The sequence below is a fragment of the Streptomyces sp. NBC_01515 genome (assembly GCF_045040345.1).
GTDB lineage: Bacteria > Actinomycetota > Actinomycetes > Streptomycetales > Streptomycetaceae > Streptomyces.
The window spans coordinates 4,655,655-4,670,539 of sequence record NZ_CP109416.1 but is presented as its reverse complement, the minus strand read 5'-3'; the positions used below and the strand labels follow the sequence as shown (position 1 = coordinate 4,670,539).

Sequence of the window (14,885 nt, the reverse complement as noted above, 5' to 3'; positions counted from 1 at the left end):
GGGGATTCGGAGAAAGGCGCACCACACATGACCTCCGCTCAGGTCGAGACGGACAAGGCCCCCGAGGAGGGGTACGAGCGCGGGCTCGGCAGCCGTCAGGTCCAGATGATCGCGATCGGCGGCGCCGTCGGCGTCGGACTGTTCCTGGGAGCCGGGGCGAACATCGCCAAGGCCGGACCCAGCCTCATCTTCATGTACGCCCTCGCGGGCGTGATCATCTTCTTCATCATGCGGGCACTGGGCGAACTGCTCCTGTACCGCCCGGTGTCGGGCTCCTTCGCGGAGTACTCGCGCGAGTTCCTCGGCCCGTTCTTCGGCTACTTCACGGCCTGGACGTACTGGCTGATGTGGGTGGTGACCGGCATGGCCGAACTCACGGCCGCCGCCATCTACGTCAACTACTGGTTCCCCGCCGTCTCCCAGTGGGTGACCGCGCTCGCCTTCCTGGTGATCCTCTTCGTGGCCAACCTGATCTCGGTGAAGCTGTTCGGCGAGATCGAGTTCTGGTTCTCGATGGTCAAGGTCACCGCGCTCATCGGCATGATCGTGATCGGCCTCGGCGTCCTCACGTTCGGCTTCAGCAGCGCCGGTGACACCGCCTCGGTCGCCAACCTCTGGCAGTTCGACGGCTTCTTCCCCAAGGGCATCGGCTCCTCCCTGATGACCCTCCAGGGCGTCATGTTCGCCTACCTCGCCGTCGAGCTGGTCGGCGTCACCGCGGGCGAGTCCGAGAACCCGGAGAAGACCCTCCCGAAGGCGATCAACACCCTCCCGTGGCGCATCGCCCTCTTCTACGTCGGCGCTCTCACGGTCATCCTCTGCGTCGTCAAGTGGACCGAATTCGCCCCGGGCGTCAGCCCGTTCGTCGAGGCGTTCGCGAAGATCGGCATCCCGGCGGGCGCCGGAATCGTCAACTTCGTGGTCCTCACGGCCGCCCTCTCCTCCTGCAACTCGGGCATGTACTCCACGGGCCGCATGCTCCGCACCCTCGCGGACAACGGCGAGGCCCCGAAGGTCTTCAGCAGGCTCTCCGCCTCGAAGACCCCCGCGACCGGCATCACGATCTCCGTCGCCTTCATGGGCATCGGCGTGGTCCTCAACTACGTCGTCCCGGAGAAGGCGTTCGGCTACGTCACCTCGGTCGCCACCGCCGCCGGCATCTGGACCTGGCTGATGATCCTGATCAGCCACGTCCGCTACCGCCGCGCGGTAGACGCGGGCCGCCTCCCGGCCTCGTCCTTCCCGGCCCCCGGCGGCGCGAAGTTCTCCTACGTGGCCATCGCGTTCCTGCTCTTCGTCACGGGCCTCATCGCCTACGACCCCGACTCCCGCGTCTGCCTCTACGTCATGGCGGGCTGGACCATCGCCCTGGGCGCCGGCTGGTTCGCCCTCAAGATCCGCAACCCGCAGGTCACCGAGCGCCGCGACCCGGAGTTCGAAAAGGTCGGCTAGTCGCCCGCTTTCACCATGTGGGCCGCTTCGTACCACCACTCGGTACGAGGCGGCCCTTCTGCTTATCCTGACGACCATGCCGACCCTGACCATCACCCAGGCCCTCTTCGACCAGATCGTCGCCCACGCGCGCGCGGACCACCCCGACGAGGCGTGCGGAGTCGTCGCGGGCCCGGTGGGCCAGGGCCGCCCCGAGCGCTTCGTTCCGATGCTGAACGCGGCCCGCTCGCCCACGTTCTACGAGTTCGACTCGCAGGACCTGCTGAAGCTCTACCGCGACCTGGACGACCGCGACGAGGAGCCGGTGATCATCTACCACTCCCACACCGCGACCGAGGCCTACCCCTCCCGCACCGACATCGCCTACGCCAACGAACCCGGCGCCCACTACGTCCTCGTCTCCACCGCCGACTCCGACGAGGCGGGACCCTTTCAGTTCCGCTCGTACCAGATCCTGGAAGGCGTGGTCACGGAGGAGGACGTCAAGGTGGTGGAGTCGTACTGATCCGGCCCTGCTCTCGTGCTGACCCGGCCCTGATCTCGTACTCCGGATGAAATCCGTCCGAAGCGTGAGATCCCCTACCGAGGACCGGACCGGGAATCGATACGATGAGCCCATGGTTCTTCTCGACGTGAGCGACAAGGCGCAGGGCACACTGCTCGTGGCGCGGCTGCACGTCGACCTGTGCAGGCTGAACAGCGCCATCTGTTGACAGCGCGCTGTCGCCGCACGGCCGTGCACCGCGACGCGTCCACACCTGGGCCGCGCGCCCACCGAGACCAGACCCCTCCCGCTTCCGACAGGAGCCCCTTGCCATGGCCATCGAGGTCCGCATCCCCACCATCCTCCGCACCTACACCGGCGGCGAGAAGGCCGTCGAGGGTGCCGGCGAGAACCTCGCCGCGCTCTTCGCCGACCTCGAAACCCGGCACGCGGGCATCCAGGCCCGCATCGTGGACGGCGGCGAACTGCGCCGCTTCGTCAACGTGTACCTGAACGACGAGGACGTCCGCTTCCTCGACGGCATCAACACGAAGCTGTCGGACGGCGACAACGTCACGATCCTGCCGGCCGTCGCCGGCGGCATGCGCTAAGGCCCGCTGACCGCTGATGCGTTACGACTCCCCGCTGGCCGCGGTGGGCAACACCCCTCTGGTGCGCCTGCCGCGGCTCTCGCCGTCCACCGACGTCCGCATCTGGGCCAAGCTGGAGGACCGCAATCCGACCGGCTCGGTCAAGGACCGCCCGGCCCTGCACATGGTCGAACAGGCGGAGAAGGACGGCCGCCTCACCCCCGGCTGCACCATCCTGGAGCCGACCTCCGGCAACACCGGCATCTCCCTCGCCATGGCCGCCAGGCTCAAGGGCTACCGCATGGTCTGCGTGATGCCCGAGAACACCTCGCAGGAACGCCGCGACCTGCTCAACATGTGGGGCGCGGACATCATCCCCAGCCCCGCGGCGGGCGGCTCCAACACGGCGGTCCGCGTGGCCAAGGAACTCTCCGCCGAACACCCGGACTGGGTGATGCTCTACCAGTACGGCAACCCGGACAACGCGGGCGCCCACTACGCCACGACCGGCCCGGAGATCCTCACCGACCTCCCGTCGATCACCCACTTCGTAGCGGGCCTCGGCACCACCGGCACGCTGATGGGCGTAGGCCGCTACCTCCGCGAACACAAGCCGGACGTCAAGATCGTCGCCGCGGAACCCCGCTACGACGACCTGGTCTACGGCCTCCGCAACCTCGACGAGGGCTTCGTCCCCGAGCTCTACGACGCCTCCGTACTGACGACCCGCTTCTCGGTCGGCTCGGCCGACGCGGTCACCCGGACCCGCGAACTCCTCCAACAGGAGGGCATCTTCGCCGGCGTCTCCACCGGCGCGGCCCTCCACGCGGCCATCGGCGTGGGCAAGAAGGCCGTAGCGGCAGGAGAGACCGCGGACATCGCCTTCGTGGTGGCGGACGGCGGCTGGAAGTACCTGTCGACGGGCGTCTACACGGCGGCAACGACAGAAGAGGCGATCGCCACGCTTCAGGGTCAACTCTGGGCGTGATTCCAAGAGGCTGAGGGCCACGCCCTGTTTTTTAGGGGAGCGGGGCTGTATCGATGTGCGGCTCCGCCGCGTGGGCGAGACCAGCCACAACGGACCCGCACCCGAAAACGCACCTCAACCGGTGAGGTGACGGACCTGATCCCACAGGACCGGGTCCACCACCCCCACCCTCCGCCGGAAGTCGGACACCGCCACCTTCCGCACCTCGTCGGTCTCCAGATAGCTGGCCCGCCCCCGCGCATCCCCAACGGCCCCCGGCGGCAACGGAATTACCCCGCCCCGCCCATCGTGATACTTGCTGGTGATCTTCGCGACGGTGACCTTCCGCCCCCGCACCGCAAGCACCAGACAAGGCCGATCCTTGGCAGCCCCGGGTTGATCCTCGTAGGGCACGTTCGCCCACCAGATCTCAGCGGGCCGAGGCCGATCCCCCCGCACCCGTCGGGACGACCCCCGCCCCCACCCGTCGACCAGCGTGGCGACCAGCGCCAGCAACACCACAGCCGCGAGCCCGAGCCACCAGTACGTGTTCATACGAACGACCGTACCGGCGCGCAAACAGCGCCGCGCGCCCTCTTGGAACCCCACGCGCCCCGGTTCCAGCCGAACCGGTGACACCACAGGTGAGTTCCCCCACAACAGCCCTTGGCGGAGGAGCGACCGGCCCTTTTGCGCCTTACGCTCGACGGACCGCACGACCCCCGTCACCCAACTCCAGAAGTTCCCGCCAGCGGAGGTTTCTGCTTTATGAAGCTCACCGTCGTCGGCTGCTCGGGGTCGTTCCCGTCCGCGGAATCGGCCTGTTCGAGCTACCTCGTAGAGGCCGACGGCTTCCGGCTGCTCCTCGACATGGGCAACGGCGCCCTTGGCGAGCTGCAGCGCCACTGCGGTCTCTACGACCTCGACGCGATCTTCCTCAGCCATCTGCACGCCGACCACTGCATCGACATGTGCGCGTACTTCGTCGCGCGCTACTACCGCCACGACGGCGGCCGCTGCGACCCCATCCCGGTCTACGGCCCCGAAGGCACCGAACACCGTCTGACCACGGCCTACGCCGACACCCCCACCGCCTCCTCGATGAGCGAGGTCTTCGACTTCCACACGGTGAAGCCGTCCACGTTCGACATCGGCCCCTTCACCGTGCACACCGAGCGGGTCCGCCACCCCGTCGAGGCGTACGGCATCCGCGTCGAGCACGGCGGCCGGTCCCTGACGTACTCCGGCGACACGGGCGTCAGCGAGTCCCTCGACGAACTCGCCCGGGACACCGACCTGTTCCTGTGCGAGGCCGCGTTCACGCACGGCAAGGAGAACATCCCGGACCTCCACCTCAACGGCCGCGAGGCCGGCGAGACGGCCACCCGCGCCGGCGTCCGCCGCCTGGTCCTCACCCACATCCCCCCGTGGACCGACCCCCAGGCCAACCTGGCCGACGCGCGCGAGGTCTACGCCGGACCGGTGGAACTGGCGGCGCCGAGAGCGTCGTACGAGATCTAGCCGTACGCACACGAAGGCCCCCGGTACCGAAAGGCGCCGGGGGCCCTGCCGTGTCCGGGGGCTCACCGCAGCAGGCTGCCGCCGTCCACCGTCAGGACCTGGCCGGTCAGCGCCTCCGCGGCGTCGCCGGCCAGGAAGCCCACGGTCGCCGCGACGTCCTCGGGGACGAGGGGGCGGGGGAGCGCCTGGGTGGCCAGGGCCGCGTCGAACGCCTCGTCGGGCTGGTACGCGGTCGACGGGGTGCGGGTCAGCCCGGGTGCCACGGACGTCACGGCGATTCCGTCCCCGCCCAGCGCGGCGGCCAGCGTGCGGCCGAAAGCGGTGAGCGCCCCCTTGCTGGTGATGTAGCCGAGCAGGTCGGAGCCCGGCGGCTTCCAGACGGTGTCCGAGGTGATCAGTACGATCCGGCCGAACCCGCGCTCCCGCATCCCGGGCGTGAAGGCCTGGGCGAGCAGCAGGACCGACTCGACGTTGACGGACTGGATCCGCCGCCAGGTGGCGAGGTCGACGGTCGCCAGCTCCTGCGGGTCGACCGCGGCGGCCGAGTGCACGAGCACGTCGACCCGGCCGTACCGCTCCAGGATCTCGGCGGCGGCCCGCCGTACGTCCGCCTCCGAGGCGAGATCGCACCCGACGTCACCGGTCCGGTCCAGGACGACGACCCGGTGGCCCAGCCGGGCGAGTTCACGGGCGATCGCACCGCCGATCGCGCCGGCTCCGCCGGTCACCACCGCGACCCGTGCCGTCGGGACATCAGCCATGGTTCTCATCTCCTGCGTCGCAGCGTCGAGGGCAGTCATCGCATTCCGAGCGCTTATTGCTCAAGCAAGCAAATTGTGCATCAGTCCACGATCGCACGGCAAGTCATCGCTGCGGCATAGTGGGACGTGTAACCGTCACCCTTACACGCCCGGGGACCGCAATGCCCACCAGCAGTCGCTTCGTCGTCGCCGTCCATGCCCTGGTCGCCCTCGCGGTCAGCGGCGGCAAACCCCTGCGCTCCGAGGACCTCGCGCACTCGGCCGGCACGAGCCCCGTGGTGATCCGCGGCCTGCTGTCCCGGCTGAGCGCCGCCGGGCTCACCAGGTCCCAACTCGGCGCGGGAGGCGGCGCGTTGCTGGCCAGGCCGGCCGAGGAGATCGGGCTGCTGGAGGTGTACCGGGCGGTGGAGGACACCCGGCTGTTCACCCTGCACCGCAGCCCGCCGCCGCCGGACTGCGCGGTCGGCAGCAACATCGTGGGCGGTCTCCAGCCCGCGCTGACCCGTGCGCGCGAGGCGTTCGAGGCGGAGTTGGACCACACCACGATCGCGGAGATCGCCGACGAGGTCGCCCGCCTCGGGAACTTCACGATGCCGCTCGAATGGTGACCGCCCGACGGGACGGTTCATGGCATCGCCCGAAGATAAGTGTCGCTGTGTCGCTTACACAGTGCTAATGTCGGAGCGTCCGCCACCCCTGGCGGACACCACCCATGACAGGAGCACGTGATGAGCAGCACCCCCTCGGCCGTCGATCTGCTGCGGCGCACCCTCGACACCTTCCTCGCCAAGGACATGAAGGCCTGGACGGACCTGTGCGCCGAGGATGTCGTCGCCGAATTCCCGTTCGCCCCGGAAGGATCGCCGGCCCGGATCGAGGGGCGCGAGGCGCTCTACGACTACCTGCGCGGCTACCCGGACCTCATCGACATCCGCGAGATCCCCTCGGTGCGCGTCTATCCGACCGCCGACGAGAACGTGGCGATCGCGGAGTGGAGCGTGGTCGGCAGCGTGGTCTCCAACGGCAATCCCTACAACATGAGTTACGCGACCTTCGTGACCTTCCGCGACGGACTCGTCGTCAACTACCGGGAGTACTGGAACCCGAAGGTCTTCCTGGAGGCGCTCGGCGGCGCCGGCTTCTGAGCGGCAGTCCCTCTTTTCGTCGAACTGCTTGCGGGGGCAAGTTGCTAGCCATAATATTGCTTCCGCAAGCAAGTCTGAGCAGATCGTGCGAGGACCCGGATCTCGCAGGGAAGAGGCTGTGATGAAGGCGATTCAGCAGTACGACTTCGGCGGGCCCGAGGTGCTCACCGTCACCGAGATCCCCGAACCCGCGCCGCGCGCCGGACGGGTCCGGGTCCGGGTGGCGGCGACCTCCGTGAACCCCGCGGACCTCGCGGCCCGCGCGGGATGGCTGCGCCAGGTGCTGCCCGACCTGGCACCGCCGTTCATCCTCGGCGCGGACCTCGCGGGCACGGTCGTCGACGGCGACGGACCGTTCGCCCCCGGTACCCGGGTCGCCGGGCTCGCGCCCTGGTTCGTCGACCAGGAGGGCACGTACGCGGAGGTCGTCTCCATCGACCCCGCCCATCTGGCGGAGATCCCGGCCGGGGTCGACGACGTCACGGCGGCGTCCGTGCCCATCACCGCCGAGACCGCGTGGCAGGCCCTCGACCTGGGCGGGCTCGAAGCCGGGCAGACCGTGCTGGTCACCGGGGCGAGCGGGGCCATCGGCGGATGGGCGGTCCAGCACGCGGCCGGCCGCGGCGCCAAGGTCGTCGCCGTGGCGTCGGACGGCGACGAGAAGTACGTCGAGGGTCTCGGCGCCGACATCGTCCTCGGGCGCTCGCACGATGCCGGGCAACTCGCCGCCGCCGTACGGAAGTCGGTGCCCGGCGGGGTCGACGTCGTCGTGGACCCCGCCGGTATCGGCGGTGACCTGATCCACGCCGTGCGCGACGGCGGCGTCTTCGTCGTCATCGCGGTCGTGCCGGATCCCGCACCGGAGCGCGGTGTCGACGTACGCCGGGTCAGCGCGCGGTCCGACGGTGCGCTGCTGGGCCGGATCCTCGCCGATGTCGCCGACGGGAAGAAGAGGACCCGCGTCGGTCTGACCCTGCCGCTGACCGAGGCGGCGGAGGCGCATCGCAGGAGTGAGGACAGGTCGGTGCGCGGGAAGATCGTGCTCACGGTCTGAACGGGCGGACCTACGACGATGCCCGGCCCGGAAGCGAACTCCGGGCCGGGCATCAGGCGTTGGACGGGCTCACGCCTTCGTGAGGTCCTCGACCTCCTCCTCGGGCTCGCGGCCCGGGGTGGGGAGGTTCCACCTGGTGATGGCGAAGCGGAAGACGAAGTAGTAGATGGCGCCGAAGACCAGACCGATCGGGATGATCAGCCAGGGCTTGGTGGCGAGGTTCCAGTTGAGGGCGTAGTCGATGAAGCCCGCGGAGAAGGTGAAGCCCGCGTGGACGCCGAGGGCCCAGGTGATCGCCATGGAGAGGGCGGTCAGCACCGCGTGGATCGCGTAGAGCACCGGGGCGATGAACATGAACGAGAACTCGATCGGCTCGGTCACACCGGTCACGAAGGACGTCAGCGCGAGCGAGATCATCATGCCGGTCACGGCCTTGCGGCGCTCGGGACGGGCGGTGTGCGCGATGGCGAGCGCGGCGGCCGGCAGGCCGAACATCATGATCGGGAAGAAGCCCGCCATGAACTGTCCGGCGGTCGGGTCGTGGGCGAAGAAGCGGGTGAGGTCGCCGTGCACGACCGTCCCGTCCGGCTTGGTGAAGTCGCCGATCTGGAACCAGGCCACCGAGTTGACGAACTGGTGCATGCCGACCGGGATCAGACCGCGGTTGATCAGACCGAACAGACCGGCACCGAACGCGCCGAGACCGGTGATCCACTCGCCGAAGTTCGAGATGCCCTCACCGATGGGCTTCCAGATCAGGCCGAAGAAGACACCCATGATCGTGCCGACGAACGCCATGATGATCGGGACGAGACGGCGGCCGTTGAAGAAGCCGAGCCAGTCGACCAGCTTGGTCCGGTGGAACTTCTGCCACAGCACCGCGGAGAGCAGACCCATGATGATGCCGCCGAGGACACCGGGGTTGTTGTACGTCGCGGGTACGTCCGCGCCCTTGAGGATCTGCGCGTCGGTGACCGGGAAGGCCTTGAGCACATTGCTGTAGACGAGGAAGCCGACAAGCGCCGCGAGGGCGGTGGAGCCGTCGGACTTCTTGGCGAAGCCGATCGCGACACCTATACAGAACAGCAGCGGCAGGTTGTCGAAGATCGCGCCACCGGCGGTGGCGAAGACAGCCGTCACCTTGTCCGGCAGGTGCAGCTTGTCGTGGATGTCGTCCTGACCGAACCGGAGCAGGATGCCCGCCGCCGGAAGCACAGCGATCGGCAACTGCAGGCTGCGGCCGATCTTCTGCAGGCCCTGGAACAGGCCGGATCCCCACTTCTTCGTGGGGGCCGCCGTTGGCGCGGTGGCGGTGCTCATAGACTTCCTCCATCGGGTGGTGGTCTACACCACTCAGTGGTGTAGACCTGTTGTAGCAGATGAAGTCCGCATAAAGGAACCCGCGAATCCTGCGACCGAATCGCTACGCGACGTACACGACGACGTACACGACGGCGCACACGAAGAAGGGCCCCCGGACCACTGGTCCGGGGGCCCAACTCGCTTGCCCTGCCTGCCTGTTCCGTCAGGCTTTGGTGACGTCCTCGCGCTCGTCCTCCGGCTCCCGCCCCGGCGTCTTCAGGTCGAACTTCGTGATCGCGAAACAGAAGACGACGTAGTACACCGCCGCGAAGCACAGCCCGATCGGAATGATCGCCCACGGTTTCGTCGCCAGGTTCCAGTTGATCGCGTAGTCGATCAGCCCCGCCGAGAAGCTGAACCCGTCGTGCACCCCGAGCCCCCAGGTCACCGCCATCGACACCCCGGTCAGCACCGCGTGGACCGCGTAGAGGACCGGCGCGATGAACAGGAACGAGTACTCGATGGGCTCGGTGATGCCGGTCACGAAGGACGTCAGCGCGACCGAGAGCATCAGGCCGCTCACCTCCTTGCGGCGGCTCGGCTTCGCGCAGTGTGCGATCGCGAGCGCCGCCGCGGGCAGCGCGAACATCATGATCGGGAAGAACCCCGAGGTGAACTGCCCCGCGTGCGGGTCGCCCGCCAGGAACATGTTGATGTCACCGTGCACCACCGTCCCGTCCGGCTTCGTATAGCTGCCGAACTGGAACCAGATGGGCACGTTCAGGAACTGGTGCAGCCCCACGACCAGCAGCGCCCGGTTGGCGAGACCGAACACCCCCGCGCCCAGCGCACCCCGCGCGCTCAGCCAGTCGCTGAAGTGCTCAAGGCCGGTGCCGATCGGCGGCCAGACCCACAGCGCCACCGCCGCGACCGCGATCGCCACGAACGACATGATGATCGGCACCAGCCGCCGCCCGTTGAAGAAGCCGAGCCAGTCCACCAGCTTCGTACGGTGGAACCGCACCCAGAAGAACGCGGTCAGCAGCCCCAGCACGATCCCGCCGAACACCCCGGGATTCTGGTACGTGAACACCGAGACCGAGTGATCGGCGGCCTGGCACCCGATGCCGGGCACCACGTTCGTGCCGCCCGTGCAGTCCTTCGGGAACTGGCGCAGCACGTTGTAGTAGACGAGGAAGCCGACGAGTCCGGCCAGCGCCGTCGACCCGTCCGACTTCTTCGCCATGCCGATCGAGACACCCACACAGAACAGCAGCGGCAGCCCGAGCTGCCCGTCGAGCAGCGCCCCGCCCGCACCCGCCATCACCTTCGAGACATTGGTCCACCCCAGCCCGTCGTCCCCGAACACGTCCGGCTGCCCGAGCCGGTTGAGGATGCCGGCCGCCGGCAGTACGGCGATGGGGAGTTGGAGACTGCGGCCCATCTTCTGCAGCCCCTGGAACAGGCTGCCCCAAAGGGTCCGCCCAGGACGGGCGGCGGCACTGTCGGCACTCATGGACGCCCCTCGGTAATGTGGTGTAGACCAGTTGGCGACGTGATCGTCACCATCATTCGGCACGCACCACATGACCGCTCGCGAAGCTGGGCCAACTGTGGGTTACTGCGACAAAGCGGTTCGGATCAGGGAGAGAACAACATGGCCACCAAGGCTGAGAAGATCGTTGCCGGGCTGGGCGGCATCGACAACATCGAAGAGGTCGAGGGCTGCATCACCCGCCTGCGCACCGAGGTGAAGGACCCGGCCCTCGTCGACGACGCCGCCCTGAAGGCCGCCGGCGCCCACGGCGTCGTCAAGATGGGCACGGCCATCCAGGTCGTCATCGGCACGGACGCCGACCCGATCGCGGCGGACATCGAAGACATGATGTGAAGCGCGGGGATCGTTCCCGGCTTTGACCCCCGCTTCACGTATTGAGGGGCTCTTCCCATCGCGGGAGGAGCCCCTTCCTCATGTACGACTAGGCTCTTCGCCATGTCTCGAATCGACGGCCGCACCCCCGAACAGCTCCGCCCCGTCACCATCGAACGCGGCTGGAGCAAGCACGCCGAGGGCTCCGTCCTCGTCTCCTTCGGCGACACGAAGGTCTTCTGCACCGCCTCGGTCACCGAGGGCGTCCCCCGCTGGCGCAAGGGCAGCGGCGAGGGCTGGGTCACCGCGGAGTACTCCATGCTGCCCCGCGCCACCAACACCCGCGGCGACCGCGAGTCCGTCCGCGGCAAGATCGGCGGCCGCACCCACGAGATCAGCCGCCTCATCGGCCGCTCGCTCCGCGCGGTCATCGACTACAAGGCCCTCGGCGAGAACACCATCGTCCTCGACTGCGATGTGCTGCAGGCCGACGGCGGCACCCGTACGGCCGCCATCACCGGCGCGTACGTCGCGCTGGCGGACGCGGTGACCTGGGCCCAGGGCAAGAAGCTCATCAAGGCCGGCCGCCAGCCGCTCATCGGCACCGTCTCGGCGGTCTCGGTCGGCATCGTCGGCGGAGTCCCGCTCCTGGACCTCTGCTACGAGGAGGACGTCCGCGCCGAGACCGACATGAACGTCGTCTGCACCGGCGACGGCCGCTTCGTCGAGGTCCAGGGCACGGCCGAGGCGGAGCCCTTCGCGCGCGACGAGCTCAACGCCCTCCTCGACCTCGCGGTCGCCGGCTGCGACGAGCTGACCGCCGTACAGCGAAAGGCACTTGAGGCCGCGCTGGAGAAGTAAGAGGCTGGGACGGTCAGGTAAAGGGCGCACCAAGGTCATACCAAGAGAGGCGGGCTGCGGGGTCAACCCGGCGGCCCGCCCCCGCGTCCCTACGCATACGGAACGGAAACGGGGACGGCCGCCCAGGCCCACCCCAGGGGGAGGCACCGAACCATGGCCGCAAGCCGACGAAGCGGACGAAGCCGCAGCAGTCGCCGCCGTATCGCCATAGCCGCCACCGTGGCGGTGATCGGCCTCACCGCCGGGCTCGCCACCGGCTGCGACGCCGTCGACAAGGCCATCGACTGCGTCCAGACCGCCGACACCATCGCCGACAGCGTCACCGGCCTCCAGCAGGCGGTGGAGAACGCGGCCAACGACCCCGGCCAGACCGACGCGTCCCTCAACTCCATCGAGAAGGACCTCGACAAGATCGGCGACAAGACCGACAACGCGGACGTCAACAAGGCGGTGGACAACCTGGGCAAGGCCGTCGACAACGTCCGTACGGCGGTCAAGAACGGCGACAACACGCCCGACATCAGCCCGGTCACGGACGCGGCGGGCGAGCTGACGAAGGTCTGCACGTCATAGGTGTGTGACGCGGGTTGGAATACTGAACGCCATGACACGCCTGATCCTCGCCACCCGCAACGCCGGCAAAATCACCGAACTGAGGTCCATCCTCACCGCCGCGGCCCTGCCCCACGACCTCGTCGGCGCGGAGTCCTACCCGGACATCCCCGACGTCAAGGAAACGGGCGTGACCTTCGCGGAGAACGCCCTCCTGAAGGCCCACGCCCTGGCCCGGGCAACAGGCCTCCCGGCGGTGGCCGACGACTCGGGCCTCTGCGTGGACGTCCTGAACGGCGCCCCCGGCATCTTCTCCGCCCGCTGGTCCGGCCAACACGGCGACGACCAGGCCAACTTGAACCTCCTCCTCGCCCAGCTCTCGGACATCGCGGACGAACACAGGGGAGCCCACTTCGCCTGCGCGGCGGCCCTTGCCCTGCCGGACGGCACGGAACGGGTGGTCGAGGGCCAGCTGCGAGGCGTGTTGAGGCATGTGCCGGTCGGCACGAACGGCTTCGGCTACGACCCGATCCTCCAGCCGGAGGGCGAGACACGAACCTGCGCGGAACTCACGGCCGACGAGAAGAACGCGATCAGCCATCGGGGGAAGGCGTTCCGGGCGTTGGTGCCGGTGGTTCGGGAGTTGTTGGGCTGAGTGCGGAAGGGCGCGCCCCGGAGTCGGTGGCGCGTCCTTCACAAAGTGGGCCCGGTGGGACTCGAACCCACGACACACCGGACCTAAACCGGCGCCCTCTAGCCAGCTGGGGTACGGGCCCACAGCGCTGCTTACTCTACTGTGCGCCTCTGTCAGGGCGTACGCGGAGATCGATTCGCGAAGCTCTTCGTCTGGCTGTGACAGGACGGGCACAGGTACCGCAGGTTCTTCCTGCGGTTGTCCAACCGGTCTCCGTTGATGTGGTCGATCTCCAGGACGAGCCGCTTTCCCTGCCACACGTCACCGGTACCGCAGATCTCACAGATGTGCGGGACGCCCAGGTCGTCGAGTGCCCGCCGCAGTTGCGCCGTCTTGGTACGGGACGCACCCGATTCCAGCCGTACCAGGATCTGGGCGGCGGACTTGCGGTCCTTGCCGGGAACGCCGCGGCGGTGTCCCTGGCCGACGAAATGGCCGACCGGCAGGTCGTGGGCCGCCACGCTCCTCTTCAAGCGCTCGCGCGCTGCCCCGTTGTCGACGATGCCGAGCAGCTTCAGGACACCCGCGATGCTCCGGGAGGAAGCCACGGCAGGCGCGAGTCGGTCGTACGGCAGGATTCCCGGGCCGTATCTCCGCCCGCTGACGAAGTGTGAGGTGTCGATCCCGAACTGGTCGAGCTTCTTGCGGATGTGGCCGTACGGGCTGTCACGTGGATCGAGGCCCATGTACTCCACCATCCCCCGGATGCTGGACGAACAGGCCGCGGCCTCTTGCAGAAGCGTCTTCGAGTAGCTTCGCCGTTCCCGTTCGGGCATCGGCTCGTCGATGAAATGCGAGGTGTCGATCCCGTAGTGCTCAAGCCTTCCGCGCAGGTAGTTGCGGGGCGCGCTGCCCATCGGAGCGTTCAGTCTGCGCATCAGATCGACGAGGCTCGCGGAGGCGGCTGTGGTACGGGTGAGCAGGTCGCGCGTGTATGTCGCGGAACTCATCCCCGGGCCCTCCGCTTGCGGCCTCGGTAAGTGTCGGTCACCGCATGGCAGTTGGGGCACAGCAACTGGAGGTTCTCCTGGCGGTTGTCCCACCAGTCGCCGTTGATGTGGTCCACCTCAAGCCGGAGAGGCAGACCGTTCCGCTCCGGTCCCGTGCCGCACATCGCGCAGCGTTCCTCGACGCCGGCGTGGAGCAGTGCACGGCGCAGGCGGTCGCCCGGCACTCTTCCGTCCGCTGCGGAGCGGAGGCAGAGAGGACCCCCGAGTGAACCTTTGGGACGCCCTCGTCGTACGGCCACGAAGTGGCTCGTGTCGATTCCGAGAGCGGCGATACGGCGACCGATGTGGGTCTGATTGCCGCCGACCTGGTTGATCCCGAGGTGACGTACGACGTCCTTGATGCTGATCGACGTCGCCACGGCCGCCCGGAGCCGCTCCTCGGTATGGCGAACCTGATTCGTCGCGAAATGGGAGATGTCGATGTCCGCTTCGGCCATCTTCTGGCGTAGATAGCGCCTGCTGCCGGGTGTCGGACTGCCCCCGCACCATCGGACCGCGTCATCGATGTGCCGCGTGCGGCGAGCCGCCTCTTCCAGTAACTGGCGGGTGTACCTGGCTGCCATGCTTCCCTCCGATCCCGACCACACGTTCGCTGCCTCGAACGGAGTAACGAGAGGCTTAT

The 14,885-nt window shown here is 68.4% G+C and carries 19 protein-coding genes and 1 tRNA gene; 13 read left to right on the top strand and 7 right to left on the bottom strand.

Features of this window, described 5'->3' with window-relative positions; all coding sequences use genetic code 11:
- Positions 1-27: 27 nt before the first annotated feature.
- From OG407_RS20755 to OG407_RS20735, 5 genes are all read left to right on the top strand, one after another.
- A complete protein-coding gene (locus OG407_RS20755; protein ID WP_405860080.1) occupies positions 28-1,452 on the top strand; it encodes an amino acid permease in 1,425 nt (474 codons plus the stop codon).
- Positions 1,453-1,528: 76 nt separating this feature from the next.
- Entirely contained in the window at positions 1,529-1,957 is a 429-nt protein-coding gene (locus OG407_RS20750; RefSeq protein ID WP_327403690.1) for a M67 family metallopeptidase, read from the top strand.
- 112 nt (positions 1,958-2,069) lie between these two features.
- The gene (locus OG407_RS20745) at positions 2,070-2,165 is read left to right on the top strand and encodes a putative leader peptide (RefSeq protein WP_405860077.1); all 96 of its coding nucleotides are present in this window, start codon (positions 2,070-2,072) and stop codon (positions 2,163-2,165) included.
- Positions 2,166-2,268: 103 nt separating this feature from the next.
- Positions 2,269-2,547, top strand: coding sequence for a MoaD/ThiS family protein (locus OG407_RS20740; protein ID WP_033286046.1), 279 nt, complete (start codon positions 2,269-2,271; stop codon positions 2,545-2,547).
- Positions 2,548-2,563: 16 nt separating this feature from the next.
- Entirely contained in the window at positions 2,564-3,514 is a 951-nt protein-coding gene (locus OG407_RS20735) for a PLP-dependent cysteine synthase family protein (protein ID WP_405860075.1), read from the top strand.
- A 114-nt stretch (positions 3,515-3,628) separates the two neighbouring features.
- Here OG407_RS20735 and OG407_RS20730 read toward each other — a convergent pair whose 3' ends face one another.
- Entirely contained in the window at positions 3,629-4,048 is a 420-nt protein-coding gene (locus OG407_RS20730; RefSeq protein WP_405860073.1) for a type II toxin-antitoxin system PemK/MazF family toxin, read from the bottom strand.
- 213 nt (positions 4,049-4,261) lie between these two features.
- On the opposite strand from OG407_RS20730, the gene OG407_RS20725 reads away from it, so the two are divergent.
- The gene (locus OG407_RS20725; protein ID WP_019056717.1) at positions 4,262-5,014 is read left to right on the top strand and encodes an MBL fold metallo-hydrolase; all 753 of its coding nucleotides are present in this window, start codon (positions 4,262-4,264) and stop codon (positions 5,012-5,014) included.
- 62 nt (positions 5,015-5,076) lie between these two features.
- Here the strand turns inward: OG407_RS20725 and OG407_RS20720 are convergent, their stop codons facing one another.
- Complete coding sequence (locus OG407_RS20720) at positions 5,077-5,775, bottom strand: SDR family NAD(P)-dependent oxidoreductase (RefSeq protein WP_405860071.1); 699 nt, start codon at positions 5,773-5,775, stop codon at positions 5,077-5,079.
- A gap of 161 nt (positions 5,776-5,936) precedes the next feature.
- Between OG407_RS20720 and OG407_RS20715 the strand changes: the two genes are divergently transcribed.
- From OG407_RS20715 to OG407_RS20705, 3 genes are all read left to right on the top strand, one after another.
- A complete protein-coding gene (locus tag OG407_RS20715) occupies positions 5,937-6,383 on the top strand; it encodes an Rrf2 family transcriptional regulator (protein ID WP_405860069.1) in 447 nt (148 codons plus the stop codon).
- A gap of 120 nt (positions 6,384-6,503) precedes the next feature.
- Positions 6,504-6,920 (top strand): nuclear transport factor 2 family protein, encoded by a 417-nt coding sequence (locus OG407_RS20710; RefSeq protein WP_405860067.1) that lies wholly within the window; start codon positions 6,504-6,506, stop codon positions 6,918-6,920.
- 121 nt (positions 6,921-7,041) lie between these two features.
- Positions 7,042-7,974: an NADP-dependent oxidoreductase gene (locus OG407_RS20705; protein WP_405860065.1), complete on the top strand. Its 933-nt coding sequence runs from the start codon at positions 7,042-7,044 to the stop codon at positions 7,972-7,974.
- Between the two features lie 69 nt (positions 7,975-8,043).
- Here the strand turns inward: OG407_RS20705 and OG407_RS20700 are convergent, their stop codons facing one another.
- Together OG407_RS20700 and OG407_RS20695 are read right to left on the bottom strand one after the other, a co-directional pair.
- A complete protein-coding gene (locus OG407_RS20700) occupies positions 8,044-9,294 on the bottom strand; it encodes a PTS transporter subunit EIIC (protein WP_405860063.1) in 1,251 nt (416 codons plus the stop codon).
- A 205-nt stretch (positions 9,295-9,499) separates the two neighbouring features.
- Complete coding sequence (locus OG407_RS20695) at positions 9,500-10,792, bottom strand: PTS transporter subunit EIIC (RefSeq protein ID WP_405860061.1); 1,293 nt, start codon at positions 10,790-10,792, stop codon at positions 9,500-9,502.
- A 15-nt stretch (positions 10,793-10,807) separates the two neighbouring features.
- Here OG407_RS20695 and OG407_RS20690 point away from each other — a divergent pair, with 15 nt between their 5' ends.
- The 4 genes from OG407_RS20690 (at position 10,808) to rdgB (ending at position 13,214) form a co-directional block, all read left to right on the top strand.
- Complete coding sequence (locus tag OG407_RS20690; protein WP_365308304.1) at positions 10,808-11,167, top strand: PTS glucose/sucrose transporter subunit IIB; 360 nt, start codon at positions 10,808-10,810, stop codon at positions 11,165-11,167.
- A 102-nt stretch (positions 11,168-11,269) separates the two neighbouring features.
- A complete protein-coding gene (gene rph / locus OG407_RS20685) occupies positions 11,270-12,007 on the top strand; it encodes a ribonuclease PH (protein WP_405860058.1) in 738 nt (245 codons plus the stop codon).
- Positions 12,008-12,160: 153 nt separating this feature from the next.
- On the top strand, positions 12,161-12,580 hold the full coding sequence (locus OG407_RS20680) for a hypothetical protein (protein WP_405860056.1): 420 nt from the start codon (positions 12,161-12,163) through the stop codon (positions 12,578-12,580).
- Positions 12,581-12,611: 31 nt separating this feature from the next.
- On the top strand, positions 12,612-13,214 hold the full coding sequence (gene rdgB, locus OG407_RS20675) for an RdgB/HAM1 family non-canonical purine NTP pyrophosphatase (protein ID WP_405860054.1): 603 nt from the start codon (positions 12,612-12,614) through the stop codon (positions 13,212-13,214).
- Between the two features lie 46 nt (positions 13,215-13,260).
- Here rdgB and OG407_RS20670 read toward each other — a convergent pair.
- From OG407_RS20670 to OG407_RS20660, 3 genes are all read right to left on the bottom strand, one after another.
- Positions 13,261-13,335, bottom strand: a tRNA-Leu gene (locus OG407_RS20670).
- A gap of 31 nt (positions 13,336-13,366) precedes the next feature.
- On the bottom strand, positions 13,367-14,203 hold the full coding sequence (locus OG407_RS20665; protein ID WP_405860052.1) for an HNH endonuclease: 837 nt from the start codon (positions 14,201-14,203) through the stop codon (positions 13,367-13,369).
- Entirely contained in the window at positions 14,200-14,826 is a 627-nt protein-coding gene (locus tag OG407_RS20660) for an HNH endonuclease signature motif containing protein (protein WP_405860050.1), read from the bottom strand. Before OG407_RS20660 ends, OG407_RS20665 begins: the two co-directional genes overlap by 4 nt.
- Between the last annotated feature and the right edge of the window lie 59 nt (positions 14,827-14,885).